Source organism: Nocardioides pakistanensis (assembly GCF_054781215.1).
Map to the genome: position 1 here is coordinate 46,565 of NZ_BAAGUV010000073.1, position 22,978 is coordinate 69,542.

Annotated in this window: 30 protein-coding genes and 1 tRNA gene; 9 read left to right on the forward strand and 22 right to left on the reverse strand. The window is 71.1% G+C overall.

Annotation, left to right across the window (positions count from 1 at the left end; genetic code table 11):
* Positions 1 to 8: 8 nt before the first annotated feature.
* The 5 genes from ACYVIH_RS21085 to ACYVIH_RS21105 all read right to left on the reverse strand — a co-directional run bounded on the left by ACYVIH_RS21085 (position 9) and on the right by ACYVIH_RS21105 (position 2,126).
* Positions 9 to 464: a hypothetical protein gene (locus ACYVIH_RS21085; protein WP_460871511.1), complete on the reverse strand. Its 456-nt coding sequence runs from the start codon at positions 462 to 464 to the stop codon at positions 9 to 11.
* A 157-nt stretch (positions 465 to 621) separates the two neighbouring features.
* Positions 622 to 804 (reverse strand): hypothetical protein, encoded by a 183-nt coding sequence (locus tag ACYVIH_RS21090; RefSeq protein WP_460871513.1) that lies wholly within the window; start codon positions 802 to 804, stop codon positions 622 to 624.
* Positions 805 to 1,026: 222 nt separating this feature from the next.
* A tRNA-Ser gene (locus ACYVIH_RS21095) sits at positions 1,027 to 1,113 on the reverse strand.
* A gap of 45 nt (positions 1,114 to 1,158) precedes the next feature.
* Positions 1,159 to 1,599, reverse strand: coding sequence for a tRNA adenosine(34) deaminase TadA (gene tadA / locus ACYVIH_RS21100; protein WP_460871573.1), 441 nt, complete (start codon positions 1,597 to 1,599; stop codon positions 1,159 to 1,161).
* A 29-nt stretch (positions 1,600 to 1,628) separates the two neighbouring features.
* Complete coding sequence (locus tag ACYVIH_RS21105; RefSeq protein ID WP_460871514.1) at positions 1,629 to 2,126, reverse strand: tRNA adenosine deaminase-associated protein; 498 nt, start codon at positions 2,124 to 2,126, stop codon at positions 1,629 to 1,631.
* Between the two features lie 88 nt (positions 2,127 to 2,214).
* Between ACYVIH_RS21105 and upp the strand changes: the two genes are divergently transcribed.
* The gene (gene upp / locus ACYVIH_RS21110) at positions 2,215 to 2,859 is read left to right on the forward strand and encodes a uracil phosphoribosyltransferase (protein WP_460871515.1); all 645 of its coding nucleotides are present in this window, start codon (positions 2,215 to 2,217) and stop codon (positions 2,857 to 2,859) included.
* Positions 2,860 to 2,929: 70 nt separating this feature from the next.
* On the opposite strand, the gene ACYVIH_RS21115 is transcribed toward upp, so the two are convergent.
* Genes ACYVIH_RS21115 through ACYVIH_RS21130 form a run of 4 tightly spaced genes read right to left on the reverse strand, consistent with a single transcriptional unit; the run spans position 2,930 to position 5,968 of the window.
* Positions 2,930 to 3,073 (reverse strand): hypothetical protein, encoded by a 144-nt coding sequence (locus ACYVIH_RS21115; protein ID WP_460871516.1) that lies wholly within the window; start codon positions 3,071 to 3,073, stop codon positions 2,930 to 2,932.
* A gap of 59 nt (positions 3,074 to 3,132) precedes the next feature.
* Positions 3,133 to 4,521 (reverse strand): NAD(P)(+) transhydrogenase (Re/Si-specific) subunit beta, encoded by a 1,389-nt coding sequence (locus tag ACYVIH_RS21120; RefSeq protein ID WP_460871517.1) that lies wholly within the window; start codon positions 4,519 to 4,521, stop codon positions 3,133 to 3,135.
* Positions 4,518 to 4,844, reverse strand: coding sequence for an NAD(P) transhydrogenase subunit alpha part 2 (locus ACYVIH_RS21125; RefSeq protein WP_460871518.1), 327 nt, complete (start codon positions 4,842 to 4,844; stop codon positions 4,518 to 4,520). The genes ACYVIH_RS21120 and ACYVIH_RS21125 overlap by 4 nt, the downstream gene beginning before the upstream one ends.
* Positions 4,841 to 5,968 carry a Re/Si-specific NAD(P)(+) transhydrogenase subunit alpha gene (locus ACYVIH_RS21130; protein WP_460871519.1) on the reverse strand — a complete coding sequence of 376 codons (1,128 nt, stop codon included), beginning with the start codon at positions 5,966 to 5,968 and terminating at the stop codon, positions 4,841 to 4,843. The genes ACYVIH_RS21125 and ACYVIH_RS21130 overlap by 4 nt, the downstream gene beginning before the upstream one ends.
* A 212-nt stretch (positions 5,969 to 6,180) precedes the next feature.
* Here ACYVIH_RS21130 and ACYVIH_RS21135 point away from each other — a divergent pair, with 212 nt between their 5' ends.
* On the forward strand, positions 6,181 to 6,507 hold the full coding sequence (locus ACYVIH_RS21135; RefSeq protein ID WP_460871520.1) for a TraR/DksA family transcriptional regulator: 327 nt from the start codon (positions 6,181 to 6,183) through the stop codon (positions 6,505 to 6,507).
* Positions 6,508 to 6,530: 23 nt separating this feature from the next.
* Here the strand turns inward: ACYVIH_RS21135 and ACYVIH_RS21140 are convergent, their stop codons facing one another.
* Genes ACYVIH_RS21140 through ACYVIH_RS21150 form a run of 3 tightly spaced genes read right to left on the reverse strand, consistent with a single transcriptional unit; the run spans position 6,531 to position 8,771 of the window.
* Positions 6,531 to 7,220: an aspartate/glutamate racemase family protein gene (locus tag ACYVIH_RS21140; RefSeq protein WP_460871521.1), complete on the reverse strand. Its 690-nt coding sequence runs from the start codon at positions 7,218 to 7,220 to the stop codon at positions 6,531 to 6,533.
* A gap of 4 nt (positions 7,221 to 7,224) precedes the next feature.
* Positions 7,225 to 7,848 (reverse strand): class I SAM-dependent methyltransferase, encoded by a 624-nt coding sequence (locus ACYVIH_RS21145; RefSeq protein ID WP_460871522.1) that lies wholly within the window; start codon positions 7,846 to 7,848, stop codon positions 7,225 to 7,227.
* A gap of 11 nt (positions 7,849 to 7,859) precedes the next feature.
* Positions 7,860 to 8,771, reverse strand: a complete 912-nt coding sequence (locus ACYVIH_RS21150; RefSeq protein WP_460871523.1) for a 1,4-dihydroxy-2-naphthoyl-CoA synthase — start codon at positions 8,769 to 8,771, stop codon at positions 7,860 to 7,862.
* Positions 8,772 to 8,828: 57 nt separating this feature from the next.
* Between ACYVIH_RS21150 and ACYVIH_RS21155 the strand changes: the two genes are divergently transcribed.
* Entirely contained in the window at positions 8,829 to 9,278 is a 450-nt protein-coding gene (locus ACYVIH_RS21155; protein ID WP_460871524.1) for a nitroreductase family deazaflavin-dependent oxidoreductase, read from the forward strand.
* A 4-nt stretch (positions 9,279 to 9,282) separates the two neighbouring features.
* On the opposite strand, the gene ACYVIH_RS21160 is transcribed toward ACYVIH_RS21155, so the two are convergent.
* From ACYVIH_RS21160 to thpR, 4 genes are read right to left on the reverse strand one after another with little or no spacing between them, the layout of a single operon-like run.
* On the reverse strand, positions 9,283 to 10,188 hold the full coding sequence (locus ACYVIH_RS21160) for a glutathione S-transferase family protein (RefSeq protein ID WP_460871525.1): 906 nt from the start codon (positions 10,186 to 10,188) through the stop codon (positions 9,283 to 9,285).
* Complete coding sequence (locus tag ACYVIH_RS21165; protein ID WP_460871526.1) at positions 10,188 to 10,838, reverse strand: ACT domain-containing protein; 651 nt, start codon at positions 10,836 to 10,838, stop codon at positions 10,188 to 10,190. The genes ACYVIH_RS21160 and ACYVIH_RS21165 overlap by 1 nt, the downstream gene beginning before the upstream one ends.
* 7 nt (positions 10,839 to 10,845) lie before the next feature.
* Positions 10,846 to 11,601, reverse strand: coding sequence for an MOSC domain-containing protein (locus ACYVIH_RS21170; protein WP_460871527.1), 756 nt, complete (start codon positions 11,599 to 11,601; stop codon positions 10,846 to 10,848).
* 4 nt (positions 11,602 to 11,605) lie between these two features.
* Positions 11,606 to 12,208 carry an RNA 2',3'-cyclic phosphodiesterase gene (gene thpR / locus ACYVIH_RS21175; protein ID WP_460871528.1) on the reverse strand — a complete coding sequence of 201 codons (603 nt, stop codon included), beginning with the start codon at positions 12,206 to 12,208 and terminating at the stop codon, positions 11,606 to 11,608.
* Positions 12,209 to 12,259: 51 nt separating this feature from the next.
* On the opposite strand from thpR, the gene ACYVIH_RS21180 reads away from it, so the two are divergent.
* Positions 12,260 to 12,496, forward strand: a complete 237-nt coding sequence (locus ACYVIH_RS21180) for a hypothetical protein (RefSeq protein ID WP_460871529.1) — start codon at positions 12,260 to 12,262, stop codon at positions 12,494 to 12,496.
* A gap of 52 nt (positions 12,497 to 12,548) precedes the next feature.
* Here ACYVIH_RS21180 and ACYVIH_RS21185 read toward each other — a convergent pair whose 3' ends face one another.
* Positions 12,549 to 13,787, reverse strand: a complete 1,239-nt coding sequence (locus tag ACYVIH_RS21185) for an NAD(P)/FAD-dependent oxidoreductase (RefSeq protein WP_460871530.1) — start codon at positions 13,785 to 13,787, stop codon at positions 12,549 to 12,551.
* A 41-nt stretch (positions 13,788 to 13,828) separates the two neighbouring features.
* Complete coding sequence (locus ACYVIH_RS21190) at positions 13,829 to 15,436, reverse strand: hypothetical protein (RefSeq protein ID WP_460871531.1); 1,608 nt, start codon at positions 15,434 to 15,436, stop codon at positions 13,829 to 13,831.
* Between the two features lie 106 nt (positions 15,437 to 15,542).
* On the opposite strand from ACYVIH_RS21190, the gene ACYVIH_RS21195 reads away from it, so the two are divergent.
* Positions 15,543 to 16,733: a cysteine--tRNA ligase gene (locus ACYVIH_RS21195; RefSeq protein ID WP_460871532.1), complete on the forward strand. Its 1,191-nt coding sequence runs from the start codon at positions 15,543 to 15,545 to the stop codon at positions 16,731 to 16,733.
* A 100-nt stretch (positions 16,734 to 16,833) separates the two neighbouring features.
* Positions 16,834 to 18,144 (forward strand): ATP-binding protein, encoded by a 1,311-nt coding sequence (locus ACYVIH_RS21200; protein ID WP_460871533.1) that lies wholly within the window; start codon positions 16,834 to 16,836, stop codon positions 18,142 to 18,144.
* Here ACYVIH_RS21200 and ACYVIH_RS21205 read toward each other — a convergent pair.
* The 4 genes from ACYVIH_RS21205 to ACYVIH_RS21220 form a co-directional block, all read right to left on the reverse strand.
* On the reverse strand, positions 18,122 to 18,457 hold the full coding sequence (locus ACYVIH_RS21205; protein ID WP_460871534.1) for an ArsR/SmtB family transcription factor: 336 nt from the start codon (positions 18,455 to 18,457) through the stop codon (positions 18,122 to 18,124). The genes ACYVIH_RS21200 and ACYVIH_RS21205 overlap by 23 nt on opposite strands.
* Before the next feature lie 68 nt (positions 18,458 to 18,525).
* Positions 18,526 to 18,885 (reverse strand): DUF202 domain-containing protein, encoded by a 360-nt coding sequence (locus ACYVIH_RS21210; RefSeq protein WP_460871535.1) that lies wholly within the window; start codon positions 18,883 to 18,885, stop codon positions 18,526 to 18,528.
* 10 nt (positions 18,886 to 18,895) lie between these two features.
* Positions 18,896 to 19,270 carry a YidH family protein gene (locus tag ACYVIH_RS21215; RefSeq protein WP_460871536.1) on the reverse strand — a complete coding sequence of 125 codons (375 nt, stop codon included), beginning with the start codon at positions 19,268 to 19,270 and terminating at the stop codon, positions 18,896 to 18,898.
* 9 nt (positions 19,271 to 19,279) lie between these two features.
* Positions 19,280 to 20,422: an MBL fold metallo-hydrolase gene (locus tag ACYVIH_RS21220; protein ID WP_460871537.1), complete on the reverse strand. Its 1,143-nt coding sequence runs from the start codon at positions 20,420 to 20,422 to the stop codon at positions 19,280 to 19,282.
* A gap of 162 nt (positions 20,423 to 20,584) precedes the next feature.
* Here ACYVIH_RS21220 and ACYVIH_RS21225 point away from each other — a divergent pair, with 162 nt between their 5' ends.
* From ACYVIH_RS21225 to ACYVIH_RS21235, 3 genes are all read left to right on the forward strand, one after another.
* Positions 20,585 to 21,085, forward strand: a complete 501-nt coding sequence (locus ACYVIH_RS21225) for a DsrE/DsrF/DrsH-like family protein (protein WP_460871538.1) — start codon at positions 20,585 to 20,587, stop codon at positions 21,083 to 21,085.
* A 110-nt stretch (positions 21,086 to 21,195) separates the two neighbouring features.
* Entirely contained in the window at positions 21,196 to 21,429 is a 234-nt protein-coding gene (locus ACYVIH_RS21230) for a sulfurtransferase TusA family protein (protein WP_460871539.1), read from the forward strand.
* A 5-nt stretch (positions 21,430 to 21,434) separates the two neighbouring features.
* The gene (locus tag ACYVIH_RS21235; RefSeq protein ID WP_460871540.1) at positions 21,435 to 22,964 is read left to right on the forward strand and encodes a 4Fe-4S dicluster domain-containing protein; all 1,530 of its coding nucleotides are present in this window, start codon (positions 21,435 to 21,437) and stop codon (positions 22,962 to 22,964) included.
* Positions 22,965 to 22,978: the final 14 nt, after the last annotated feature.

The following is a 22,978-nucleotide window of genomic DNA, read 5'->3' on the forward strand; positions in this document are numbered from 1 at the left end:
CCGGCTACCTAGGTCTGAGCGCCGGCGAACAGCGCCGACAGGTCCAGCGAGTGCACGTGCCGCCGGCTGGCGAGCTCGACGTACTCCCGGGCGAGCGCGTCCTTGCCGAAACCGAGCACGGTGCTGAGCAGACCGATCGCCTCGGCGAGCTCGTCGGCGGGGACGTCGGCGACGACCCGCGACCACGCGGCGCCCTCGAGGGCGTTGAACGCGGCCTGGACCTCGGCGATGTCGAAGCCCTGGTTGAAGCGCTCGGTCGCCACCTGCGTGGCGTAGGAGCTGATCGCGGCCAGGTCGCGGGCCTCGATCGCTGCGACCACGAGCCGGAACAGGTCGGCGAGCCGGTCCCGGGTGAACGCCTCGCCGGCGGTCTCGTAGTGGGTGCTGTGCACGCGCTGAAGGGTCGAGTACGCCAGGTCGAGGACGTCGTGCTCGGCGTCGCGCAGCAGGACATGGAGCTGCATGTGGGTGCCTCCTCGGTTCAGCTCCATCGTCCCAGGGCAGGCCGGATCGCGCGGCGAACGTGACGCGTCAGACGCCCGCCACCACGGGCTTGTCGAGCTCGACGAGGTAGCGCCACAGCGGCAACCGGCGGGCCCCGCTGCGCGTCGTGGTCAGGACTCAGGAGTGGCCGGTCGGGCCGGCGTCTCCCGGGGCGTTCCTGGTCGGCTCGGCATCCTGGTCCTCGGTGTCGGCCGGGGTGCCCTCGACGGTCTGCCCTTCGGCGACGGTGCCGTCCGGGGCCTCCTCGCCGGGTGCGTTCTGGGTGGGCTCGGCGTCCTGGTCGTGCTGCTTCTCGGTCATGGTAGGGCGGTACCCGCGGGTGCCGGGGGCATTCCGGCGTCGGGGATCGACGTGCCGCGTGCGCGGGCGGTCAGATCAACAGGCAGGTTGTGCCTGCGAGCTCGGTGGCTGCGCGGGGCCGTCGGTGGGTCATCTGCATCCTGCCTGTTCAGCTGACCACCGAGCGGGCGTCGAGCGGAGACACGAACGGCGCCGCCCCGGAGGACGGCGCCGTTCGACGCGCGGTGGCGGAGGGATTTGAACCCTCGGTGGACTTGCGCCCACAAACGCTTTCGAGGCGTTCTCCTTAGGCCGCTCGGACACGCCACCGCCGATGAGAGTACTAGAACCGGGACCTCGCGCCGAAATCGGGCGTCAGTCCCGCACCCGGTGGGTGGCGAAGAACTCCTGCAGCATCAGCGTGCACTCGTCGGCGAGCACTCCGGAGATCACCTCGGGGCGGTGGTTGAGCCTGCGGTCGCGTACGACGTCCCAGAGCGAGCCGACCGCACCGGCCTTGTCGTCGTAGGCACCGAACACCACCCGCGCCACCCGGGAGAGCACGGCCGCGCCGGCGCACATCGTGCACGGCTCGAGCGTCACCACGAGCGTGCACCCCTCGAGCCGCCACTCACCGCGCACCCGGGCGGCCTCGCGCAGGGCGAGCACCTCGGCGTGCGCCGTGGGGTCGCCGACGGCCTCCCGCTCGTTGCGGCCACGGCCGATCACCGTGCCCTCGGCGTCGAGGACGACGGCCCCGATCGGGACGTCCCCGGTGTCCGGCGCCGAGCGTGCCTCGGCGAGGGCCTCCCGCATCGGGTCGACCCACTCGTCGTACCCTGCCATCAGGTGGCGGGGACCCCGACCACCTCGTTGAACCGGTCACCGAAGCCGACCTTCTCGGCGATGTCGCCGAGCACCTCGTCGGGGTAGAGGTCGTAGTCGTCGAGCAGCGCACCCATGTCCATCGCGCCGAGGCCCAGGTCGGCCAGGATGCCGGCGTCGCCGGCCGGGACCTGCTCGTCCTCGTCGTCGGGGAGCGGGATGCCCAGGAACTCCACCGCGGAGCGGGCGATCGGCCAGTCGGTCGCGGCGGTCACGTCGGAGAGCAGTACCTGTGTGCGGGCACCGGCGACCTTGACCAGCAGGAAGAAGTCCTCGTCGACCGACACCATGCCGAGCGACCCGCCGTCTCCGGGCCAGCGGCGCAGCTCCTCGGCGAACGACTCGATGTCGGTGACCTTCTCGGGCGCGACCTCCTCGACCTGCCAGACACCCTCCTCGCGGTAGGCGACCACCGCGAAGTCGATCCCCTCGGCGAAAGCTTCGGACTGATCGGACATGCAGCCTCCCTGGTAGGTCCCGCAACCCCGATCGTTGCAGATCATCCCGCGTGGCACTAGCCGGATCCGATGACCTAGGTTCTGTCGTATGCGGATCCACGTGGCTGACCACCCCCTCATCGCCCACAAGCTCACGACTCTGCGGGACGAGCGCACCGACTCACCCACCTTCCGCAGGCTCGCCGACGAGCTCGTGACGCTGCTGGCCTACGAAGCCACGCGCGACGTCCGGGTCGAGCAGGTCACCGTGCGCACCCCCGTCTCGGAGGCACAAGGCACCCGCCTCGCCTCCCCCAAGCCGCTGGTCGTGCCGATCCTGCGCGCCGGCCTGGGCATGCTCGACGGCATGATGCGGCTGCTGCCCACCGCGGAGGTGGGTTTCCTCGGCATGGTCCGCAACGAGGAGACGCTGGAGGCCTCGACCTACGCCGAGCGGCTGCCCGAGGACCTGTCGGGCCGGCAGTGCTACGTGCTCGACCCGATGCTCGCCACCGGCGGCACGCTGGCCGCCGCGATCCGGTTCCTCACCGACCGCGGCGCGGACCACATCACCGCGATCTGTCTGCTCACCGCGCCGGAGGGGTGTGACCGGGTGGAGAAGGACCTCGCTGGTCTGGACGTCCCGGTGACCGTGGTGACCGCCGGGATGGACGAGCGGCTCAACGAGCTCGGTTACATCGTGCCCGGCCTCGGCGACGCCGGGGACCGGCTGTACGGGATCGCCGGCGGCTGAGGTCCCGACCCGCGCCTGGTACGACGAACCGCCCGCACGATGTTCGTGCGGGCGGTTCGTCGTTCACGCGTCACATGTCGAAGATCGGAACGGTGCCGGTCGCGATCAGGACCATGATCAGCACCACCAGAAGTCCGAGCACGGCGTAGCTGATGCCCTTGGACTTGGTCTCCTCGGGCGGCTCGGGCGCGTCGTACTTGTGTCCACCATCCATGGCGATGACCTCCAGTCATCTGCGGCAGTAGGACCCTCCCCGCCCGCGAGTCTAGCGGCTCAGAGACTCTTCACCGCCGCCAGGAGCTTCGACAGCGAGTCCTTGGCGTCACCGAAGAGCAGCGTGGTCTTCGGGTCGAAGAGCAGCTCGTTCTCGATCCCGGCGAAACCGGGCCGCATCGAGCGCTTCATGAAGACGATCTGCTGCGCCTCGTCGGCGTTGAGGATCGGCATGCCGTAGATCGGCGCGCTGGGCGTCGTACGCGCGGCCGGGTTCACCACGTCGTTCGCGCCGACCACGAGCACCACGTCGGTCTGCTTGAACTCGGAGTTGATGTCGTCCATCTCCTTGAGCTGCTCGTAGGGCACCTGGGCCTCGGCGAGCAGCACGTTCATGTGACCGGGCATCCGGCCGGCGACCGGGTGGATCGCGTAGTCGACCTTGGTGCCGCGCTCGCCGAGCACGTCGACGAGCTCGCGTAGCGTGTGCTGGGCCTGGGCGACCGCGAGCCCGTAGCCGGGCACGATGATCACCTTGTTGGCGTAGCCGAGCAGGATCGCCACGTCCTCGGGGCCCGCGGAGCGCACCGGGCGGTTCGAGGCCTCACCGGCGCCGAGCGTGGAGCCGCCCTTGAGCGCGCCGAACAGGATGTTCGCGACGCTGCGGCCCATCGCGCCGGCCATCAGCAGGGTCAGGAAGGTACCCGACGCGCCCACGAGCGTGCCGCCGACCAGCAGCACGGTGTTCTCGAGGATGTAGCCGCTGGCGGCCACGGCCAGACCGGTGCCGGCGTTGAGCAGGCTGATCACGATCGGCACGTCCGCGCCGCCCACCGGCAGCACGAGGAGTACGCCGACCAGCAGACCGAGCAGGCCGAGCACGATGCCGATCACCATCGACGGGTCGCTCACGGTCAGCACCGAGAGCACCACCGCCGCGATCACACCGAGCCCGAAGACGATCGGCAGACCCGGGAACACCACCGGCCTGGAGGTCATCAGCTCCTGGAGCTTGGCGAAGGTGATCACCGAGCCGGAGAACGTGATCGAGCCGATGAAGACCGTGAACGCGGTGGCGACGAGGGCGAACGTGCCCGCGTCGTGACCGGCCTCGGTCATCTCCGAGAGCTCGAGCAGCGCTACCAGGGCCGCCGCGCCACCGCCGACGCCGTTGAACAGCGCGACCAGCTGCGGCATCTGCGTCATCTGCACGCGTTGGGCGCCCAGGACGCCGACCACGGAGCCGATCGCGATCGCGACGAGGATCGCGACCACGTTGTCGAGCTCGGCGTAGAAGAAGACGACCACCACCGCGACGGTGGCGCCGATCGCACCCAGGATGTTGCCGGTGCGCGCGTGCTTGGGCGAGGAGAGCCCCTTGAGGGCGAGGATGAAGAAGACTGCCGCAGCGAGGTAGACCAGCTGCACCCAGACGGGAGTCGCGGTCATGCGCCCGCTCCGTTCGTGTCGGCCCCGGCCTTCGCGGCCTTCGGCTTCTTGCGCGTGAACATCTGCAGCATCCGGTCGGTGACCACGAAGCCACCGACCATGTTGACCGTGGCCAGGACGACCGCGATCAGCCCGACGACGAGCTGCACCGTGGACTCGGCGTAGCCGGTCACCAGGATCGCGCCGAGCAGGATGATCCCGTGGATGGCGTTGGCGCCGGACATCAGCGGGGTGTGCAGCGTGGAGGACACCTTGGAGATGACCTCGATGCCGACGAAGACGCTGAGCACGAAGATCGTCAGCCAGACAACCGCCTCACTCACGACGTCACTCCTTCCAGGAGGTTGCGGGTGGGCTCGTGCCACACCTGGCCGTCGCGCGTCACGCAGGACCCGGCCACGATCTCGTCCTCGAAGTCGGGGGCGAAGGCGCCGTCACGGGTCATCAGGGTGACGATGTTGACGATGTTCTGGGCGTACAGCTTGGAGGCGGGGCCGGGCATCTGGCTCGGCACGTTCGCACCGCCCCAGACCTGGGCGTTGCCGACCCGGACGACCTTGCCGGGCTCGGAGCCCTCGACGTTGCCGCCGGTCTCCGCCGCGAGGTCGACCACCACCGAGCCGGGCTTCATCGCCTCGACCATGTCCCGGGTCACCAGCAGCGGGGCCTGGCGGCCGGGGACCGCGGCGGTGGTGATCAGCGCGTCGGCGTTCGCGATGTACGGCGCGAGCAGCTCGCGCTGCCGAGCGGCACGGTCCTCGGTCATCTCGCGCGCGTAGCCACCCGCTCCTTCGAGCGTCTCGAGGTCGAGGTCGATCGACTGGGCGCCCATGGACCTGATCTCCTCGGCGGCAGCCGCGCGGACGTCGTACGCCTTGACGACCGCGCCGAGGCGCTTGGCCGTGGCGATCGCTTGGAGGCCCGCGACCCCGGCACCGAGAACCACGACCTCGGCCGGGGGGACGGTGCCGGCGGCGGTCATGTTCAGCGGGAAGAACCGGCGGAGCATCCCGGCGGCGACGATGGCGCAGCGGTAGCCGGCCACCAGGGCCTGCGACGACAGCGCGTCCATCGACTGCGCCCGGGAGATCCGGGGGACCAGCTCCATGGCGAACGACGTCACGCCGACGTCGCGCAGGTCGCGGACCAGGTCCAGCGACTGCGCGGGCGGCAGGAACGACAACGTCGCCGTGCCACGCGGCAGGCGACGTACCACCAGCGGGTCCAGGGGCTGGACCGAGACGACAAGGTCCGCGCCCTCCAGCGCCGCGCCGGACACCACCGCGCCGGCGAGCGCGTACTCCTCGTCGGAGGCAAGGGCCTCTTCTCCTGCGCCGGGTTCCACGGCGACCTCGTAGCCCAGAGCGGTCAGCTTGCCGACCAGCTCGGGCACGAGGGCCACACGGGCCTCACCCTCGCGCACTTCCTTCGCGACTGCGATCTTCACCCTTGCGAAACTAGAGCACCTGTTTGGGTCTCGCCGCTGAATGTGACCAAGTCGAGCCCGTGTGTCGCCATATCGGGACGAAGGTCCCGTAGGGGACGGACCGTCGCCGCCGTGACGCCGCACGTGGGCGATCGGCGGCCCACATCCAGTGGGACGTGCAACCACTTCCACTTCGCACGCTTCGGCCGCTGCCGGCGGGGCACCATGGGCAGATGCCCACCACCGCCGAGACCCTGCAGGCCAAGCGCACCGAGATCCTCGCCCAGATGGGTCTGCTCGAGCAGAAGCCCACCGACCACGGCTCGATCTCGTTCGGCAAGCGCGTCGGCGAAGGTACGTCGATGGCCGTGGACCGGCTCTCGCAGGTCGCGGTGCACGACAAGCTGCAGGCCACGCTGGCCGACGTGGAGCGGGCGCGGGCCAAGCTCGAGGACGGCAGCTACGGCAGGTGCGACGTCTGCGGTGAGCCGATCGCCGAGGAGCGGCTCGAAGCGCTGCCCTGGGCCGTGCGCTGCGTGAAGGACGCCGCCCGGCGGTGACCGTCGGCGCCAGACCGGCGCGCTCAGCGCAGCGCGAGGTCGACCGCGGCCTCGACGTGCAGGCGGGTCGTCGGGAACACCGGCACCGTCACGTCCTCGGGCCCGACGAGCAGCTCGATCTCGGTGCACCCGAGGATGACCCCTTCGGCGCCGCGCTCGACGAGGCGGGCCATCACCGCTGCGTACGACGCCCGCGAGGACTCCTTCACCATCCCGAGGACGAGCTCGTCGTAGATCACCCGGTGCACCAGCGCCCGGTCCTCAGCCGGGGGCACCAGCACGGTGAGGCCGTGTGACTCCAGCCGGTCGCGGTAGAACTCCTGCTCCATCGTGAAGGCCGTGCCGAGCAGCCCCACCACACCGATGCCGGACGCCGCGACGGCGCGCGCGGTGGTGTCGGCCAGGTGCAGGAACGGGATGGACACGGCCTGCTCGACCCGGTCGGCCACCTTGTGCATCGTGTTGGTGCACAGCACCAACAGGTCGGCGCCTCCTGCCTCCAGCGCGCGGGCCTCGGCGGCGAGCAGCTCACCGGCCTCGTCCCACCGGCCGGCTGCCTGCATCGCCTCGATCTCGGCGAAGTCGACCGAGCGCACGAGGCACGACGCGCTGTGCATCCCACCGAGCCGCTCACGCACCAGCTCGTTGGCGATCCGGTAGTACTCCGCCGTGCTCTCCCAGCTCATCCCGCCGAGCATCCCGATGGTCAGCATGGGCTCAGTCGAGCACGTGGACGCTGACGGCGTAACCGGACGAGTCGTCGAACGGGTCACCGTCCCAGGTGGAGTACCTCGCCCGCAGTGACAGTCCCGCCGTCGAGCACGCGTCGTCGTACTCGGCCAGGGGGGTGACCGGGCACCCCGGTGGCAGGTGCGCCGGGTCGAGACCGAAGCCGGCCACGACCAGGCCTCCGGGGCGCAGCAGCGCCACCAGCGCCGGCACCGCCCGGCCGACCGTCCCCGGAGCGAGCAGCGGGACGACGTTGCCCGCCATCACCGCGAGGTCGAAGTCGTCGTCGCCGTCGAGGTCTGCAGCGGTCAGCGAGGCGAGGTCGGCCCGGTGCCACGGCACCTGCGGGGCGGTACGACGCGCGACGGCGAGCATCGACTCGTCGACGTCGGCACCGACCACGTGGTAGCCGAGCTCGTCGAGCCGGACCCCGACCCGGCCGGTGCCGCAGCCGGCGTCCAGCACCCGGCCGCCCGGCGCGAGCAGGGCGGCGACGAAGCTCGCCTCGCCGTGCATGTCGGCGCCGCTCCGGGCGCGCTCGGCCAGCCGCGCGGCGTACTCCTCACCGCTGACGCCGCTCTGCGACCAGCGGGTCTCCGGAGGCTCAGCCATGAGGCACCGCCTCAGTAGTAGTGCGGGAACGGCGACCAGTCCGGCTCGCGCTTCTCGAGGAACGCGTCGCGCCCCTCGACCGCCTCGTCGGTCATGTAGGCCAGGCGCGTCGTCTCGCCGGCGAAGATCTGCTGGCCGACCAGGCCGTCGTCGATCAGGTTGAAGGAGTACTTCAGCATCCGCTGCGCCGTGGGCGACTTGCCGTTGATCTTGCGGCCCCACTCCAGCGCGACCTTCTCCAGGTCCGCGTGCGGGACCACCTTGTTGACCATCCCCATCGCGTGCGCCTCCTCGGCGGTGTACTCGTCACCGAGGAAGAAGATCTCGCGGGCGAACTTCTGGCCCACCTGGCGGGCGAGGTAGGCCGACCCGTAGCCACCGTCGAAGGACCCCACGTCGGCGTCGGTCTGCTTGAAGCGGGCGTGCTCGGCGCTGGCCAGGGTCAGGTCGGCGACCACGTGCAGCGAGTGCCCGCCGCCGGCGGCCCAGCCGGGGACGACCGCGATGACCACCTTCGGCATGAACCGGATCAGCCGCTGGCACTCGAGGATGTGCAGCCGCGCGAGCTTGGCCTTGTCGACGGTCTCCGAGGTCTCACCGGTCGCGTACTGGTAGCCGGCCCGGCCGCGGATCCGCTGGTCGCCGCCGGAGCAGAACGCCCACCCGCCGTCCTTCGGCGACGGCCCGTTGCCGGTGAGCAGCACGCAGCCGACGTCGCTGGAGGTCCGCGCGTGCTCGAGGACCCGCAGCAGCTCGTCGACGGTGCCGGGCCGGAACGCGTTGCGCACCTCGGGCCGGTCGAAGGCGATCCGCACCGTCCCGTGGTCGACCGCACGGTGGTAGGTCAGGTCGGTCAGGTCCTCGAAGCCGGGGACCGGCTTCCACGCGCTGGGGTCGAAGATCTCGGAGACAGTCTCGGGCATGGGCCGCAGGCTACCCCCCGCCGCTTGAGATCGGCCCTCGGCGGGCACCATGCGGTCATGGCACTCGAAGGTGAGTACGTCCCCAGTCCCAGCCAGTGGGTCCGCGACCAGGTGGAGCTCTACGAGTCCTCCGGCGGCACCGAGGGTACGACGCTCCGCGGCATGCCCGTCGTGGTCGTGACGTCGGTCGGCGCACGCAGCGGCAAGATCCGCAAGACGCCGTTGATGCGCGTCGAGCACGAGGGCAGCTATGCGCTCGTCGCGTCCCAGGGCGGCGCGCCGAAGCACCCCACCTGGTACTTCAACCTCAAGGCGCACCCCGAGGTGATGATCCAGGACGGTCCGGCCCGCCGCACCTACCGCGCCCGCGAGGTGACCGGCGAGGAGAAGGCCACGTGGTGGGATCGCGCAGTGGCGGCGTTCGCCGACTACGCCGACTACCAGGCCAGGACCGACCGGGAGATCCCGGTGTTCGTCGCCGAGCCGGTCGAGCAGCCGCGGCCGTGACCCGTTAGCCGCGCCCGTGCGGCTCGAGCCAGCCGGACTCGTCGGGGCCGAGCGGCACGATCCGGCTCGGGTTGATCTGCTCGTGCGTGGCGTAGTAGTGCCGCTTGATGTGGTCGAAGTCCACCGTGTCGCCGAACCCGGGCGTCTGGAAGAGGTCCCGGGCGTAGGCCCACAGCACCGGCATCTCGGAGAGCTTGTGCCGGTTGCACTTGAAGTGGCCGTGGTAGACCGCGTCGAAGCGCACCAAGGTGGTGAACAGCCGGATGTCGGCCTCCGTGAGCCGGTCCCCGACGAGGTAGCGCTGCCCGGCCAGTCGGTCCGAGAGCCAGTCGAGCCGGGCGAACAGCGCGTCGAACGCCTCCTCGTAGGCCTCCTGCGAGGCGGCGAAGCCGCACCGGTAGACGCCGTTGTTCACGTCGCGGAAGACCAGGTCGTTGACCTCGTCGATCTCCGCCCGCAGCGCCGCGGGGTAGAGGTCCGGAGCACCCGGCCGGTGCTGGTCGGTCCACTCGGTGGAGAAGTCCAGCGTCATCTGCGGGTAGTCGTTGGTGGCGACCTTCCCGGTCTCGACGTCGACCAGGCACGGGACGGTCACGCGACCGTCGTACCCCGGGTCGGTGCGCAGGTAGGCCTCGGAGAGGTACTCGATGCCGAGCACGGGGTCGCGGCCGTCCGGGTCGAGGGTGAACCGCCAGCCGCGTTCGTCGCGAACCGGGTCGACCGTGCCGATCGAGATCACCTCGTCGAGCCCGAGCAGACCGAGGACGATCCGAGAGCGGTGCGCCCACGGGCAGGCGCGTGACCAGATCAGCCGATAGCGTCCGGCCGCGGGGGACGGTCGATCGGTGAACCGGTTCGGCTGACGCTTGAACGCGCCGGAGCGGTCGGTCTCCTTGTCGAACTGCGCCATCAGCCGGCCCGGACGATGGAGACGGCGAGCGCTGCCAGGTGGCCCAGCCGGGCGAGCTCGGAGTCCAGGATCGCGGGTCCGCCGCGGCGTCCGAACAGCACGATCTCGTCCTTGTCGCCGAGCGGTGCGGCGGCGACCAGGGTGGACGTCCACTGCTCCCAGTCCTCGGGCACCTCGACGCGCGCGGGCCGGTTGAGCGGGAACCAGTCGACGTCACCGCCGATCTGCTCCGGCGCGGCCGAGGTCCGGTGGGTGATCACCACCCCTGAGTCCACCCGCCGGACGCGCACGGCCCAGTCCGCCCGGAACGTCACCGGGAGCAGGTCGACGAGCTCGTCGATCGCGGAGTGCGGGGTGCCGGTGATCGCCTCGACCGCCTCGAGGTCCATGAACAGGTTGCCGCCGGCGCCGTACCGGGAGATCCACAGCACGCTGACGCCGTCGAGCTGGTTGCACACCGACACGATCGAGTCGGGCATCACGCCGGGGGCGGTCTCGAGGAGCACGTCGTCGACGGCGGTGCCGCGTGCGACGTTCTTCTCGACGATCTCGATCGCCTCGATGTCGCCGCCGGCCTCACCGATCGCGGTCGCGACCCGGCCCAGGGAGCCTGGGACGTCGGGCAGCTCGACACGCAGCAGGTAGGGCATCTGCCGGTCAGCCTCTCTCTAGGTCTGCGTGGTCACCGACGCGGACGACGCCAGGCCGGACCACCACGGCATCCACGCCGAAGTGGACCTCTTGCTCCCCCCGACGATAACCCGCGAGCGTCCTCATCAGGTTGCCGTTCCGGGCGCCGGTGTCCGGGTCGAGGTCGATCACGGCGCACCGCGGCACGATGCCGTTCACGGCGACCTCTGCCTCCCCAAGTCGCAGCCTGCGGCCCACCCAGGAGTCCTCGGCGTGCGGCTCGGCACCGTCGTGGAGGAGGAAGGTCGACCGGAACCGGGCGCTGTCCACCGTCGTGCCGAGGTGGTCGGCAAGGTGCGTCAGGGAGGCGGTCGTCACCAGGGTGACCGAGGCGCCGTACACCACCTCGCCGGGCGCGGCGGACCGGGCCAGGACGACGTCGTAGCCGAGGTGCTCGCTGAAGGCGGCCGCCCACGGCCCGGCGACGGTCTCGACCCTGGCCGTGCGCCCCCAGTAGTCGACGGCCAGCAGGTCGCCGGTCGGCTCCGGGGTCGCCTCGAAGCGGCCCGCGGGCAGCTCGACGGCCAGCACCTCGCCGTCCCAGTCGGCCACCGCCCGGACCAGCGAGGGGTTCTCCACGGTGCGGAGCACGCGGCCCCGGGCTGGGTCGACCAGGCAGAACACGCGGTCGCCGACCGGGCCGCTCTCGGCCAGCCGCACGCTGTCGTGGGCCCGATGCCGCGCGCCCTTCAACGGCGTGAAACCGATCCGCTCGATCTGCATGCGGTCAGGGTGTCACGACCGGCGTTTCGTCCGCGTTTCGTGTCCGCCCGCCGAGGGGGAAGGTCTCGACGACCTCGTAACGCGGTCGCTTGCGCGGGCCCTCGCCGAGGTGGGAGGCGATCAGCGCGATCTCGGACGCGTCCCAGAGCGGCCCGCGGTAGGCGTCGAGCACTCGGATCCACCTGGTCACATCCAGCGGCCGGCCGATCCGGGCGAGGGTCAGGTGGGGATGGAACCTGCCCCCCTCGGTCTCGGCACCGGCCTTCGTTGCGGCCGCTCGCGCACCGGTCGAGAGCCGGCGCAGCTCCTCGGCCTCGCTGACCTCGAGCCCGGCGTAGAGCACCTTGGCCCTTGCCGGGTTCGGGAACGCGCCGCCCCCTGCCACGCTCACCGTGAACGGCGTACGACGAGCAGCGGCTCGTGACAGCCGCTCGAGCAGGTCGTCGAGGGCCCGGTCGGGCACGTCGGCCATGAACGCCAGCGTGACGTGCCACTGGTCGGGGGCCGTCCACCGGAAGCCCTGCTCGGCCTCCCGGCGTGGGGCCAGGAACTCGCCGAGGTCCTCCAGCGCCTCCTCGGACGGGGTGAACGCGACGAACATCCGCATCCGGCCACGCTAACCCAGTTACGGATGCCCGCGGCTGGGTAACCGGGCCTCATGACCGACAACGAAGAGCTCCGCAACGAAGCCGCAGCGACCGGCGCCCAGGGCGCCGAGGCCGAGGCCCAGCAGGCCGTCGTGGACCGGGTGCTCTCCTGGCAGGAGGGCGCACCGGTCGAGACCGTCCGCGAGGAGCTGCACAAGGCAGCGGCCGAGGTCGGTGTCGAGGTCGACGACGCGTGGCTGGAGGAGAAGGCGCGCGAGATCAGCGACGCCGACCCGGCGTCCAGCTGAGCCCTCCCGCGCGGACGCGGCCCGCACGGCCGGCGCTGAGTGACGCGGCCGGTCAGGGTTCGAGCCAGCCACGCACCGCGGCAGCCGTGCGTCGCCCGGACACCAGCGCGCCCTGGATCGAGGCTGTGTCGCGGTGGTCGCCGGCGACGAACAGGCCGCCGCCGAGCTCGACCGGCTGCCGCACCGGCGCTCCCGGCCGCTGCTGCGGCAGCGCGTGGACAACGTCATGGGTGACGACCAGGTCCCACCGACCGGTGTCCGTGCGGTACATCCTCGCCAGGTGCGCGCGCACCTCCGCCTCGCCGGCCCTCTGCCGTGCCGAGCTCTCCAGCGTGGTTGCCTGCACCAGGTGCCAGCCCGGCGGCGCGTAGTCCGGGGCCACGTTCGAGAGCACTGCGGTGTTGACGACCGGCCCGCTCCGCGCCGGGTCGAGGACCAGCAGGTCCAGGTCCGTCGGCGCGTCCTGGGTCGCGAACCAGTACGTGACCAGGCCTTTCATCGGGGTCGTGGTCAGCCCGGTCAGACCCGAGGCGGTCGCCGGGTCGGCCGCGACGACCACGGCGCGGGCGTCGTACCGAGCCTCGTCGGTGAGCACCCGCCATCGGTGACCGTGACGCTCCACGGCGCGCACGCGCTCCTCGAGGTGCACGGCCCCGTCGAGGTCGGCGGCGATCTGCTCCGGCAGCGCCGACATGCCCAGCGCGGGCACGCCCGGCGTGCCCAGCAGGAAGGACCGCACGAGCAGCCGCGCGAAGATCGCGGACGTCTCCCCTCGGTCCTCGGCGAGCACGCCGGCGAAGAACGGCTCGAAGACCTCCTCCCGCAGCCGGCCATGGACCCGCGCACCGTCGAGGGACTCCGCCAGCGACTCGTCGTCGCGCTCGAGCAGGTCCTGCACCCTTCCCAGCGACGGCGCCGCCCAGGCGCTCAGCCGGGCCAGCTCGCCGGGACGGACGTAGCCGCTGCGCAGGGTCTGCATGAAGTAGCCGGGGCTGCGCCGGGGGTCGGCCACGATCGAGAACCCGTGCCGTCCGGCGAGGGCGGCGCCCGCGGAGAAGGAGCGCAGGTCCAGCGCGTCGAGGTCCACCAGCCGGCGCAGTGCCGGGTAGGCGGGGTTGAGCAGCTGGAAGCCCCGGTCGCAGCGGAACCCGTCCACGACGTCCGTGCGCACCCGACCGCCCACCGCGTCGGAGCGTTCGAGCACGACCACCTGGCGACCGGCCCGCACCAGCTCGCGGGCGCAGGTGAGCCCCGCGAGGCCGGCCCCGACCACCACGACGTCGGCTGTCATGGCGCCACTATGTCACCGCGCCCGAAGCGGGCGGCCCGCTGTCACGGGTGGTGCCTGAGCACCCAGCCCTGGTCGCGGAACTCCAGTCGCCCCAGGGTGGCGTCGATGTCGGCATCGACGAACCGCTCGCCGTCGCCGAGGGTCGCGAGGAACTCGGCGACGTCGGGGTCGGAGCTGCGACGCAGCCGGGCCGGCACCTCGATCGTGCCCTGCACCAGCCGCGGGTCGCCGTCGAGCCCGCGCGCCCGGGTGTCCTGGCGGATCGCGTCGACCGTGTGCAGGCGCAGGCTGAACCGCTGGCCGGTGGCGAGGTACACCCGGATCGTCGCGGGCGAGCAGTAGGTGTTGAAGTCCGGGACGGTCAGCTGGGCCGCGCTACGCGCGCCGACGTACCGCCGGTCCTCCGCGGGCAGCCGGTCCCGTGCCGAGGTGTCACGGCGCGGGTTGTCGAGCACCCGCCCACGCAGGCGTTCGCCGGTGACGGTGAAGCGCCAGCGCCTCGCACCGATGTCCTTGTGCCAGTAGCCGGTCCGGCCCGCGCGGCGTCCCTCCACCCGCAGCGTCCGGTGCAAGGACTTCGCGCCGACCTTGTGGATCGAGATCCGGTCGGTGACGGTGCCGGGGATCTTGGGCTGCTCGCGCCAGGCAGGCGACGGCAGCTGGATGACCGGGTTGGCGGCGCCGCGCTGGTCCTCGTAGGAGTAGTCGAAGAACACCGAGTCGGCGCCGGAGATGTCGAAGTCGTAGAGCCGGGTGAACATGTCGCCGTGCTCGCCGATCACGAACACCGTGGACCCGCTGGCCGACATCCCCGAGGAGCGGAACCGGCCGCGGTGCGGTGAGCACATCTCGAAGCTCATGTCCCGCGGCAGCCACGGATCGATGTAGGTCAACCGCCGCCCGTCGCGGCTCAACGCCCAGATGTGGGAGACCTTGAAGTCGCCGACCCGGTGGTCGTTGCCGGCGTCATCGCGCCAGGTGCCGTCCTTGAGCTGGGACAGCACCGACCAGGACCAGGTCTTGATCCCGACCGGCAGTCGGTGGCCGGACCCGGTCCAGAACGGCGGTCCCCAGCGCAGGGTCCAGGTGAAGTACGACGGGTCGGCCAGGATCCCGTCGAGGGTGTAGATCCAGCGGTCCTCGTCGATGACGACCATCTCGTCGTCGTCGGCGGCGATGGCGGTCACCTTCCCGTCGAAGCACGGCGGCACCTCGAGCTTGTCCCAGGGCTCCTCGATGCCGGTGACCGCGGCACGGGAGCGGTACCAGATCGTGCCCCGGGCGACCACGAACTCGTAGCGGTGGTTGAAGGTCTGCCGCGGCCCCCGCAGATGCACCTGGTCGGGCAGGGTGTCCGGCGCCTCCGGCTCGTCCCCGGTCTGCAGCGGGTTGCCGTTGTCCGGCTCGCGCGGCGGCGCGCCCTCGACCTCGCGGGTCCCGGCGGTGCCCGCGGCCAGCTCGGGACATCTGGCCATGTCCGGACGGTCGGCCAGGATCGACTCGGCCATCCCCGGCAGCTCGTCGAGGTAGTCCTGCGGGTCGAGGTCGGTGGGGCCGGCCCAGACCGCGCCGCCCAGGGCGAGCGACCCGGTGAGCAGGGCGGTGAGCGCGGCTGCCGCGAGCAGCCTCGGACGTGAAGGCTGGGACATGCCGTGTGCAACGAGGCAGCGTGTCGCAGGTCACGTCCACGGACTGTGCCGAGGCCGGGGGTCTCGAGACGCTCGCTTCGCTCGCTCCTCGACCACCGGAACTGCGATGATCGACCACGTGCACAGCAACCTCTCGGCCTCAGGCATCCTCGGCTCGGCCGGCCGCGTCCCGCTGGTCGACACCGAGCCGCTCCGCACCAGCGACCTGACCCTCGCCGGAAGCCCGCTGCCGCTGACTGCGAAGGCCAGGATCTACGTCTGCGGGATCACCCCCTACATGGTCACGCACCTGGGCCACGCGGCCACGTTCGTGTGGGCGGACGCGCTGTCGTCGGTGGCCCGGCTCGCCGGCGTCGAGACCGAGACCTGCCGCAACGTCACCGACGTCGACGACGTGCTCACGGCCGCGGCGCTCGAGCACGGCCGCCCCTACGACGAGTTCGCGCTGACCCAGGAGTTCCTGTTCGAGCGCGACATGCGCGCGCTCGGCAACCGCGCGCCGGACCACACGCCGCACGCCCGGCTGCACGTCGCCCACGTCACGCAGCTGGCGGCGGCGCTGCTGGCCACCGGGCACGCGTACCAGCGCGACGGGTTCGTGTACTTCCGCGGCGAGGGCGTCCCGTCGGCCGCCGGCCTCACCGAGGAGGACGCCCTGCGGCAGTCCCGCGAGTTCGGCGACACCCCCGACGACCCGCACCGCGACTCGCCGTTCGACGTACCGGTGTGGCGCCCCTCGCCCGAGGACGAGCCGGCCTGGCCGAGCCCGTGGGGCTGGGGCCGCCCGGGGTGGCACGCGGAGTGCGCCGCGATGGCGTGGGCGACGCTCGGCACCAGCGTGGACGTGGTCGTTGGGGGCGAGGACCTCGCCTACCCGCACCACGCCTACCAGGCAGCGATGGTCGAGGCGGCCAGCGGCGTCACGCCGTTCGCCCGCCGCGAGGTCCACGTCGGTGCGGTGCACAAGGACGGCCGCAAGATGGCGAAGTCCACCGGCAACATGACCCTCGTCGGCGAGCTGCTCCGGGAGCACCGTGCCGCGGCGGTCCGGTTGATGCTGCTCAACCGGCCGTGGCGCGCCACCTGGGAGTACGGCGAGCAGCAGCTCGCCGCGGCCGAGCAGGCGCTCGAGGCGCTCTACGAGGCGGCCGGCCGGCCCGAGGACGACCCCGACTCGGACGAGCGCGTGGTCGCGGCACTGCTCGACGACATCGACGTGCCGACCGCGCTCGACGTGGCAACCCGTGCGGGTGGCTCGTCGGCCCGGCTGCTCATGGAGATCCTCAAGCTGCGCTGACTGTGTCACGGCGCACCTGTGTGCTCGTCCCCGGGACTGGGTATAGCCCCGTCGACCGGCCACACCAGGTGGCCCCCAGCCGGGAGAAGGTTTCCACGACGTGGACTGGCTACTCGACACCCGACGCGACGCCGCAGCGGCCGTCGCCGTGAAGGCGCTGGAGGACCACCTCCTGCGCCACACGAGCGACGAGTCGTCTGTCCAGGGTGCCGTCGAGCGCGCCGAGAGCGCCCTGCGCGGCACCACCGACCCGGCGCTGCTGTGGCTGCACCTGGACTGGACGCGGGTCATGCCCGCCCTGACGATTCGTCCCGTCTCGACCGAGTCCGTCTCCGCACCCGCCGACGGACATGCCCTGGTGCCAGCGAAGGACAGCCCGGCTCTCCGGGCGGCCGCGCACGGCACCGCAACCACCGTGGACCTGATGGTCCCCAGGGAGGTCGTCATGAACTTCGACCCCGACGTCGCCGTCCTCGTCTCACTCGACCCGCTCCGCGACGGCGCGTCCGCCGCGACCGTCGCCCTCGCCGCCGCCTCGGAGTCGCACCCGGTCGCCACCCCCGACCAGGTGGCTGCCGCGGCCGGTGCGATGCTCGCCGACGCGTCCCTCACCGACGGTCAGACGCTCGACACCGTCGAGGACGTGGTCAGTGCGTTCGGCCGGCTGCACGAGGCGCTCGGCGGTGGCTTCCACCAGGTGCGCGTCGAGGACGTCGTCGTCGAGCTGGCGGTGGACCGGAGCCCGTTCGGGTCCGCGATCTGTGACATCCCGTCCCTGGGCAGGGTGACCGAGGCGATCGCCGGGCGGCTGGCGGCGCGCGTCCGCGGCACCGCGACCGTCGTGCACGACGAGAGCATGGGCCTCGGCGACCCGGCCGACCGGCTGCAGATCCTGTTCGGCGAGGTGGCCGACGACGTGTGCGGCAGCACCTACCGGTGGCCGCCCGCGGGCACCCACGAGCAGGCCGATCCCTCGCCGCGGCTGGAGATGACGGTCTCCCTCCCGCGCCAGAGCCACAGCGTGCCGGTGATCCGGCGCCTGGCGGCCCAGATCCTCCGCGCGTTCGGCGCCTCCTCCGACAGCATCCACGACGTGGAGCTCGCGATCTCCGAGGCCTGCGCGAACGTGATCCAGCATGCCGTCGACAGCGAGGGCTACGAGGTCAGCATCGAGCTGGCCGCCGACCGCTGCGCGATCACCGTGCTCGACCGGGGCGAGGGCTTCAACGCCGAAGGCGTGCGCGACCAGGCGGACGTGGACGCCGAGAGCGGCCGCGGCCTGCAGCTGATGCGGGCACTGGTGGACAACCTCAACTTCGTGAGCGAGCCGAAGATCGGTGCGGTCGTGCACATGGTCAAGCAGCTCGACTACGACGCGAGCCACCCGTTCAGGGCAACAGCGCCCCGCTGAGTGCGCCGCGGTCGGCGAGGTCGTCGGCCAGGAACTCCCGCAACAGGTCGACCGCCTGCACGATCTTCTGGCTGCGCAGCGAGTAGAAGACGTTGCTGCCCGACCGGCGCGCAGCGACGATGCCCCGCTCGCGGAGCACGGCGAGGTGCTGGCTGGCGTTGGACTGGCTGAACCCGAGGGCCTCGCACAGGTCGCCGACGCTCAGCTCGCGGTCGCGCAGCTCGTTGATGATCAGCAGCCGCTTCGGGTCAGCGATCGCCTTGCACACGCGGGCGTGCAGCTCCTGCAGCTGCGCCGCGACTTCGGCTTCCATGCGTCCTCCCCTCGCCTCCGCGAAGGCTCAGTGTAGTTGCCCCCGGCCGACCCACGGGCCGGTGAGGCTCAGATGCCGAGCGTGACCACCAACACCAGCGCCACCACCGACAGCGCGACGACGCCGGCGGTGAGTACGACGTTGAGCCGGTGATCCAGAGGGGACTCCCCGGCCTCGACCCGGCGAACCGCCCACGTGTACCTGCGTTCGGCCACCACCAGGAGGGCCAGCGCCGCGAGCAGACCGAGCACCCCCGGGACCGCCGCGAGCAGGTCCCGGTTGGCCAGGTGCACGACCAGCGCCGAGACCCCCGCCAGGGAGAGGGCCGTGCGCTGCCAGGCCATCGCGGTCCGCTCGGCCGGCAGCCCGATGTCGATGGCCGGCTCCGGTCTGCGGCGGCCGACCAGCAGCCGGCGCGACGACCTCATCGGCACATCCTCATCGGAGCAGGTCGTAGACGACGAGGCCGAGCGCGACGAAGGCGACCACCGCGAGCACCGAGGCGACCAGGCGCGGGACGGGCGAGTGCGGCAGCCGCTCGCCGAGCCGCATCGCCCGCTCGTTGTGCTCCCAGTTGCGGTAGGCCATCGTCGCGATCACCCCGCCCAGCAGGATCAGGATGAAGCCGAGGACGTGCCGCACCTCGGCGAGGCCCGGCACGAACTGGACGACGGCGACGCCTGCGGCCATCAGGGCGAGGGCGGTGCGCACCCAGGCCAGGAACGTCCGCTCGTTGGCCAGCGTGAATCGGTAGTCCGGGTTCTCCCCGACCTCGTGGAGAGCGGGACGGCGGGCACGACGGGCGGAGATCACCACCTCAGGCTAGTGAGCGACCAGCGAGGTCGACGCGGCGCACTGGTTGCGGCCCACGTCGAGCACGTCGACCTCGTCCTCCGGCGGGGTCAGCTGCCCGGCGTTGACCTGGCGGATGGTGTCGTAGAAGTCCGGTGCCGCCGGCAGCGAGGTCACGATCTCCTCGACGAACTTCTCCATCGCCTTCTCGTTGAGCAGGGTCGCGGTGAAGACGTCCTCCAGGGTGGTCACCACCAACCCTTCGTCGTTGACCTCCTCCGCGCTCGACCAGTGCGCGGGCGCGATGATCGTCTGCGGGTCCAGCGGGCGCAGCCGCTCGTGCACGCTGCGGAACAGGTCCTGGGCCAGCTGCTCGGCCTGACCGGTGAGGTCGGGCCGACCCAGCCCCCGGACGAACACCGTGTCACCGACGAGCAGCACCTTGTCGGAGACCAGCAGCGCGATCGTGCCGGGGGTGTGGCCGGGCAGGTGCATGCTCATCACGCGCACCTCGGCGGAGCCGAGGTCGAGCACGTCGCCGTCCTTGAGCGGCTGGTTCGGGAACGGCACGACCCCGCCGGCATCCTCCGGCGGCAGGTGGTAGGCGACGCCCAGGTCGGCCGCCAGCGCCGGGCCACCGCTGATGTGGTCGGCGTGCACGTGAGTGTCGACCACGTGGGTGACGGTCATGTCGTGCTCCTTGGCCAGGTCCAGGTACGGCTGCGGCTGGCGCGTGGGGTCGACGATGATGCAGTTCTGGCCGGGCACCCCGACGACGTACGACAGGCACGCCTTGGCCGGGCGCTGGAACTGCCAGACGCGCACCGCGCCCGGGAGACCGGTGATCTCCAGCGGCACGAGCAGCCGGTTCCAGGCATCGGCGCCGCCCTCGAGCGAGCGGGTGCGCTTGCCGAGCATCTCGAACTCCTCGGCGACCAGCTCGGAGCCGTTGCCCTGGCCGCAGATGACCACTGCGCCCTCGAGGGTCGCGGCGGCCTGCTCCTCGAGCTCCTCCATCACGCGGTAGACCGGCACGTTGCGGGTCGGGACGGGCCGGTTGGCCTCGACCTGGCTCGCCTCGAACTCGTCGACGTTGCGCACGTCGAGGATCTCGCTGACCTTGCCGGCATTGAGCTCGTGGAACAGGTCGATGGGGGTGATGGTCTCTGCCACGGAATGTCTCCCTGGGTGGATGAAGGGGCTGGGAAGAAAGGGCTAGCAAAGAGCGCCCGAGAAGGGTCTTGTTATATGCGCAAACTCGAATGTAGTGTCCGGGATCACACTCGGCAAGACCCTGTGCCGTTTCTTCTCTGCTTCGACGAAAGGGAGCCACCCATGTCGGACGACTCGACCGAGGACGTACCGGAGAGCATGACGATCGTCGCCTGGAGCGGCGACCTGGACAAGATGTGGCCGACGCTGATCCTCGGTTCGACCGGGGCTGCCTACGGCATGCAGACCACGATCTTCTTCACCTTCTGGGGGCTGTTCCCCCTGGTCCGCGACGACGTCCGGATCACCGGCACCAACGCCATGACCAAGGCGCTGGCCGGGATGAACCCACCCGGCATGAGCCGCATGAAGCTGTCCAAGCTGAACATGGCCGGCGCCGGCGCCTGGATGATGAAGAAGCTCGCGCAGGACAACAAGGTCGCCAGCCCCAAGGAGCTCATCGAGATGTGCACCGAGCTCGGCGTGAACCTGTGGCCGTGCGAGATGACCATGGAGCTGCTCGGCCTGCGCCGCGACCAGCTGATCGAGGGGGTCGGCGAGCCCGTCGGCGCCGCGACCGCCCTGTCGGAGATGAGCCGGTCCCAGATCAACCTCTTCATCTGACCCGGCGGTCGAGGAGGGCGAGGAACGAGCCCGTCTCGAGACCACCGGGGCCACACCGGCGGACGTGACCGCCGTACACCTCTCAGCACCAACCAAGGAGCCGAAACACCATGGACTACACGGTCGACCTCACCATCGACGCCAAGGGCCAGAAGTGCCCGATGCCCGTGCTGCTGACCTCGCGGGGCATCAAGAAGATCGAGCCCGGACAGGTGATGCTCGTCGAGGCCACCGACAGCGGGTCCAAGAGCGACATCCCGTCCTGGGCGAAGGACACCGGCAACGAGCTGCTGGACTCCAGCAGCGAGGACGGCGTCTTCCGCTACGTGATCCGGAAGAAGTGAGCTAGGTGCAGCTCGGATTCGCCATCGACCAACGCACCTGCATCGGATGCCATGCGTGCACGGTCGCCTGCAAGACCGAGAACGACGTCCCGGTCGGGCAGTTCCGCACCTGGGTGAAGTACGTCGACAGCGGTGAGTTCCCCGACACCACACGGTCCTTCGGGGTCATGCGGTGCAACCACTGCACCGACGCGCCCTGCGTGAAGATCTGCCCGACCCAGGCACTGTTCAAGCGCGACGACGGCATCGTCGACTTCGACAACGAGCGCTGCATCGGCTGCAAGAGCTGCATGCAGGCCTGCCCCTACGACGCGATCTACATCGACGCGCAGACCAACACCGCGGCCAAGTGCAACCTGTGCGCGCACCGGGTGGACAACGACCTCGAGCCGGCTTGTGTCGTGGTCTGCCCCACCCACTCCATCTGGGTCGGTGACCTCGACGACCCGACGAGCGGGATCTCCAAGCTGGTCTCGACGCACCAGACCGCGGTGCGCACGCCGGAGCAGAACACCGGACCCAACGTGTTCTACCTCGGCGCCGACCAGGCCGTGCTCGACCCGCTGGCCGCACCGGTCGACGACACCTACATCTGGGCCAAGCCCGACGCGCACCGGCTCGAGACCGCAGGCGACCTGCCCGGCAACCCGCGCAAGGGCTCGCGGACCACGCTGAACACCGCCCACCCCCGTCCGTGGGGCTGGAAGGTGGTCACCTACCTGTGGACCAAGGGCATCGGCGCGGGCGCGCTGGCGGTCGCCGGCCTCGCGATCCTGCTCGGGATCGACTTCGGGGTGCTCGGCGACTACGTCGCACCGGCGCTGGCGATCTTCGGCGCGGCGACCACCGGCGCCCTGCTGGTGCTCGACCTGAAGCGTCCGGAGCGGTTCCTCTACCTGTTCCTGAAGAGCAACTTCTCGTCCTGGCTGGTCCTCGGCGGCTACGTCCTGACGCTGTTCACGGGCGGCTCGATGCTGTGGATCCTGGCGGCCGCGCTGGAGATCGGCTGGGCGATGACGACGCTGGCCTGGCTGTCGATCCCGGCCTCGGTGCTGATGGCGGGCTACACCGCGTTCCTGTTCGGCCAGGCCGAGGGTCGCGACCTGTGGCAGTCGCCGGTGCTGTTCTGGCACCTGCAGGCGCAGGCGGTCATGGTCGGATCAGGCGCGCTGGCCGTCGCCGGGCTGTTCCTCGACCTCTCCGACGAGGCGTGGACGCTGGTGATCGGCGCCTTCGTCGTGGCCACGGTCGCGCACCTGGTGATCCTGTTGGTCGAGTACGCCGGCAAGCACGCCAGCCGGCAGGCGGCCACCGCCGCGCACGTCATCACCAGCGGCCGCTACGCGAAGACGTTCTGGATGGGCAGCGTCGTACCCACCGTCCTCGCCGCGATCGCCGGTGCAGTGGCCTGGGCGATGGGCGCCGACACCACCTCGACGGTCCTGGTCGCGCTGGCCGGCCTGGTCGTCCAGCCCGCCCTGCTGGCCTACGAGAGCGTCTTCGTCCGGGCCGGACAGGACATGCCGCTGTCATGACCGCCTCTACACGT

Bases quoted from the DNA above. Each gene is read 5' to 3' on its own strand.
- ACYVIH_RS21085 (WP_460871511.1), bottom strand. From the start codon at position 464: ATGCAGCTCCATGTCCTGCTGCGCGACGCCGAGCACGACGTCCTCGAC.
- ACYVIH_RS21090 (WP_460871513.1), bottom strand. From the start codon at position 804: ATGACCGAGAAGCAGCACGACCAGGACGCCGAGCCCACCCAGAACGCA.
- tadA (WP_460871573.1), bottom strand. From the start codon at position 1,599: ATGCGGGAGGCCCTCGCCGAGGCACGCTCGGCGCCGGACACCGGGGAC.
- ACYVIH_RS21105 (WP_460871514.1), bottom strand. From the start codon at position 2,126: ATGTCCGATCAGTCCGAAGCTTTCGCCGAGGGGATCGACTTCGCGGTG.
- upp (WP_460871515.1), top strand. From the start codon at position 2,215: ATGCGGATCCACGTGGCTGACCACCCCCTCATCGCCCACAAGCTCACG.
- ACYVIH_RS21115 (WP_460871516.1), bottom strand. From the start codon at position 3,073: ATGGATGGTGGACACAAGTACGACGCGCCCGAGCCGCCCGAGGAGACC.
- ACYVIH_RS21120 (WP_460871517.1), bottom strand. From the start codon at position 4,521: ATGACCGCGACTCCCGTCTGGGTGCAGCTGGTCTACCTCGCTGCGGCA.
- ACYVIH_RS21135 (WP_460871520.1), top strand. From the start codon at position 6,181: ATGCCCACCACCGCCGAGACCCTGCAGGCCAAGCGCACCGAGATCCTC.
- ACYVIH_RS21140 (WP_460871521.1), bottom strand. From the start codon at position 7,220: ATGCTGACCATCGGGATGCTCGGCGGGATGAGCTGGGAGAGCACGGCG.
- ACYVIH_RS21145 (WP_460871522.1), bottom strand. From the start codon at position 7,848: ATGGCTGAGCCTCCGGAGACCCGCTGGTCGCAGAGCGGCGTCAGCGGT.
- ACYVIH_RS21150 (WP_460871523.1), bottom strand. From the start codon at position 8,771: ATGCCCGAGACTGTCTCCGAGATCTTCGACCCCAGCGCGTGGAAGCCG.
- ACYVIH_RS21155 (WP_460871524.1), top strand. From the start codon at position 8,829: ATGGCACTCGAAGGTGAGTACGTCCCCAGTCCCAGCCAGTGGGTCCGC.
- ACYVIH_RS21160 (WP_460871525.1), bottom strand. From the start codon at position 10,188: ATGGCGCAGTTCGACAAGGAGACCGACCGCTCCGGCGCGTTCAAGCGT.
- ACYVIH_RS21165 (WP_460871526.1), bottom strand. From the start codon at position 10,838: ATGCCCTACCTGCTGCGTGTCGAGCTGCCCGACGTCCCAGGCTCCCTG.
- ACYVIH_RS21170 (WP_460871527.1), bottom strand. From the start codon at position 11,601: ATGCAGATCGAGCGGATCGGTTTCACGCCGTTGAAGGGCGCGCGGCAT.
- thpR (WP_460871528.1), bottom strand. From the start codon at position 12,208: ATGCGGATGTTCGTCGCGTTCACCCCGTCCGAGGAGGCGCTGGAGGAC.
- ACYVIH_RS21180 (WP_460871529.1), top strand. From the start codon at position 12,260: ATGACCGACAACGAAGAGCTCCGCAACGAAGCCGCAGCGACCGGCGCC.
- ACYVIH_RS21185 (WP_460871530.1), bottom strand. From the start codon at position 13,787: ATGACAGCCGACGTCGTGGTGGTCGGGGCCGGCCTCGCGGGGCTCACC.
- ACYVIH_RS21190 (WP_460871531.1), bottom strand. From the start codon at position 15,436: ATGTCCCAGCCTTCACGTCCGAGGCTGCTCGCGGCAGCCGCGCTCACC.
- ACYVIH_RS21195 (WP_460871532.1), top strand. From the start codon at position 15,543: ATGATCGACCACGTGCACAGCAACCTCTCGGCCTCAGGCATCCTCGGC.
- ACYVIH_RS21205 (WP_460871534.1), bottom strand. From the start codon at position 18,457: ATGGAAGCCGAAGTCGCGGCGCAGCTGCAGGAGCTGCACGCCCGCGTG.
- ACYVIH_RS21210 (WP_460871535.1), bottom strand. From the start codon at position 18,885: ATGAGGTCGTCGCGCCGGCTGCTGGTCGGCCGCCGCAGACCGGAGCCG.
- ACYVIH_RS21225 (WP_460871538.1), top strand. From the start codon at position 20,585: ATGTCGGACGACTCGACCGAGGACGTACCGGAGAGCATGACGATCGTC.
- ACYVIH_RS21230 (WP_460871539.1), top strand. From the start codon at position 21,196: ATGGACTACACGGTCGACCTCACCATCGACGCCAAGGGCCAGAAGTGC.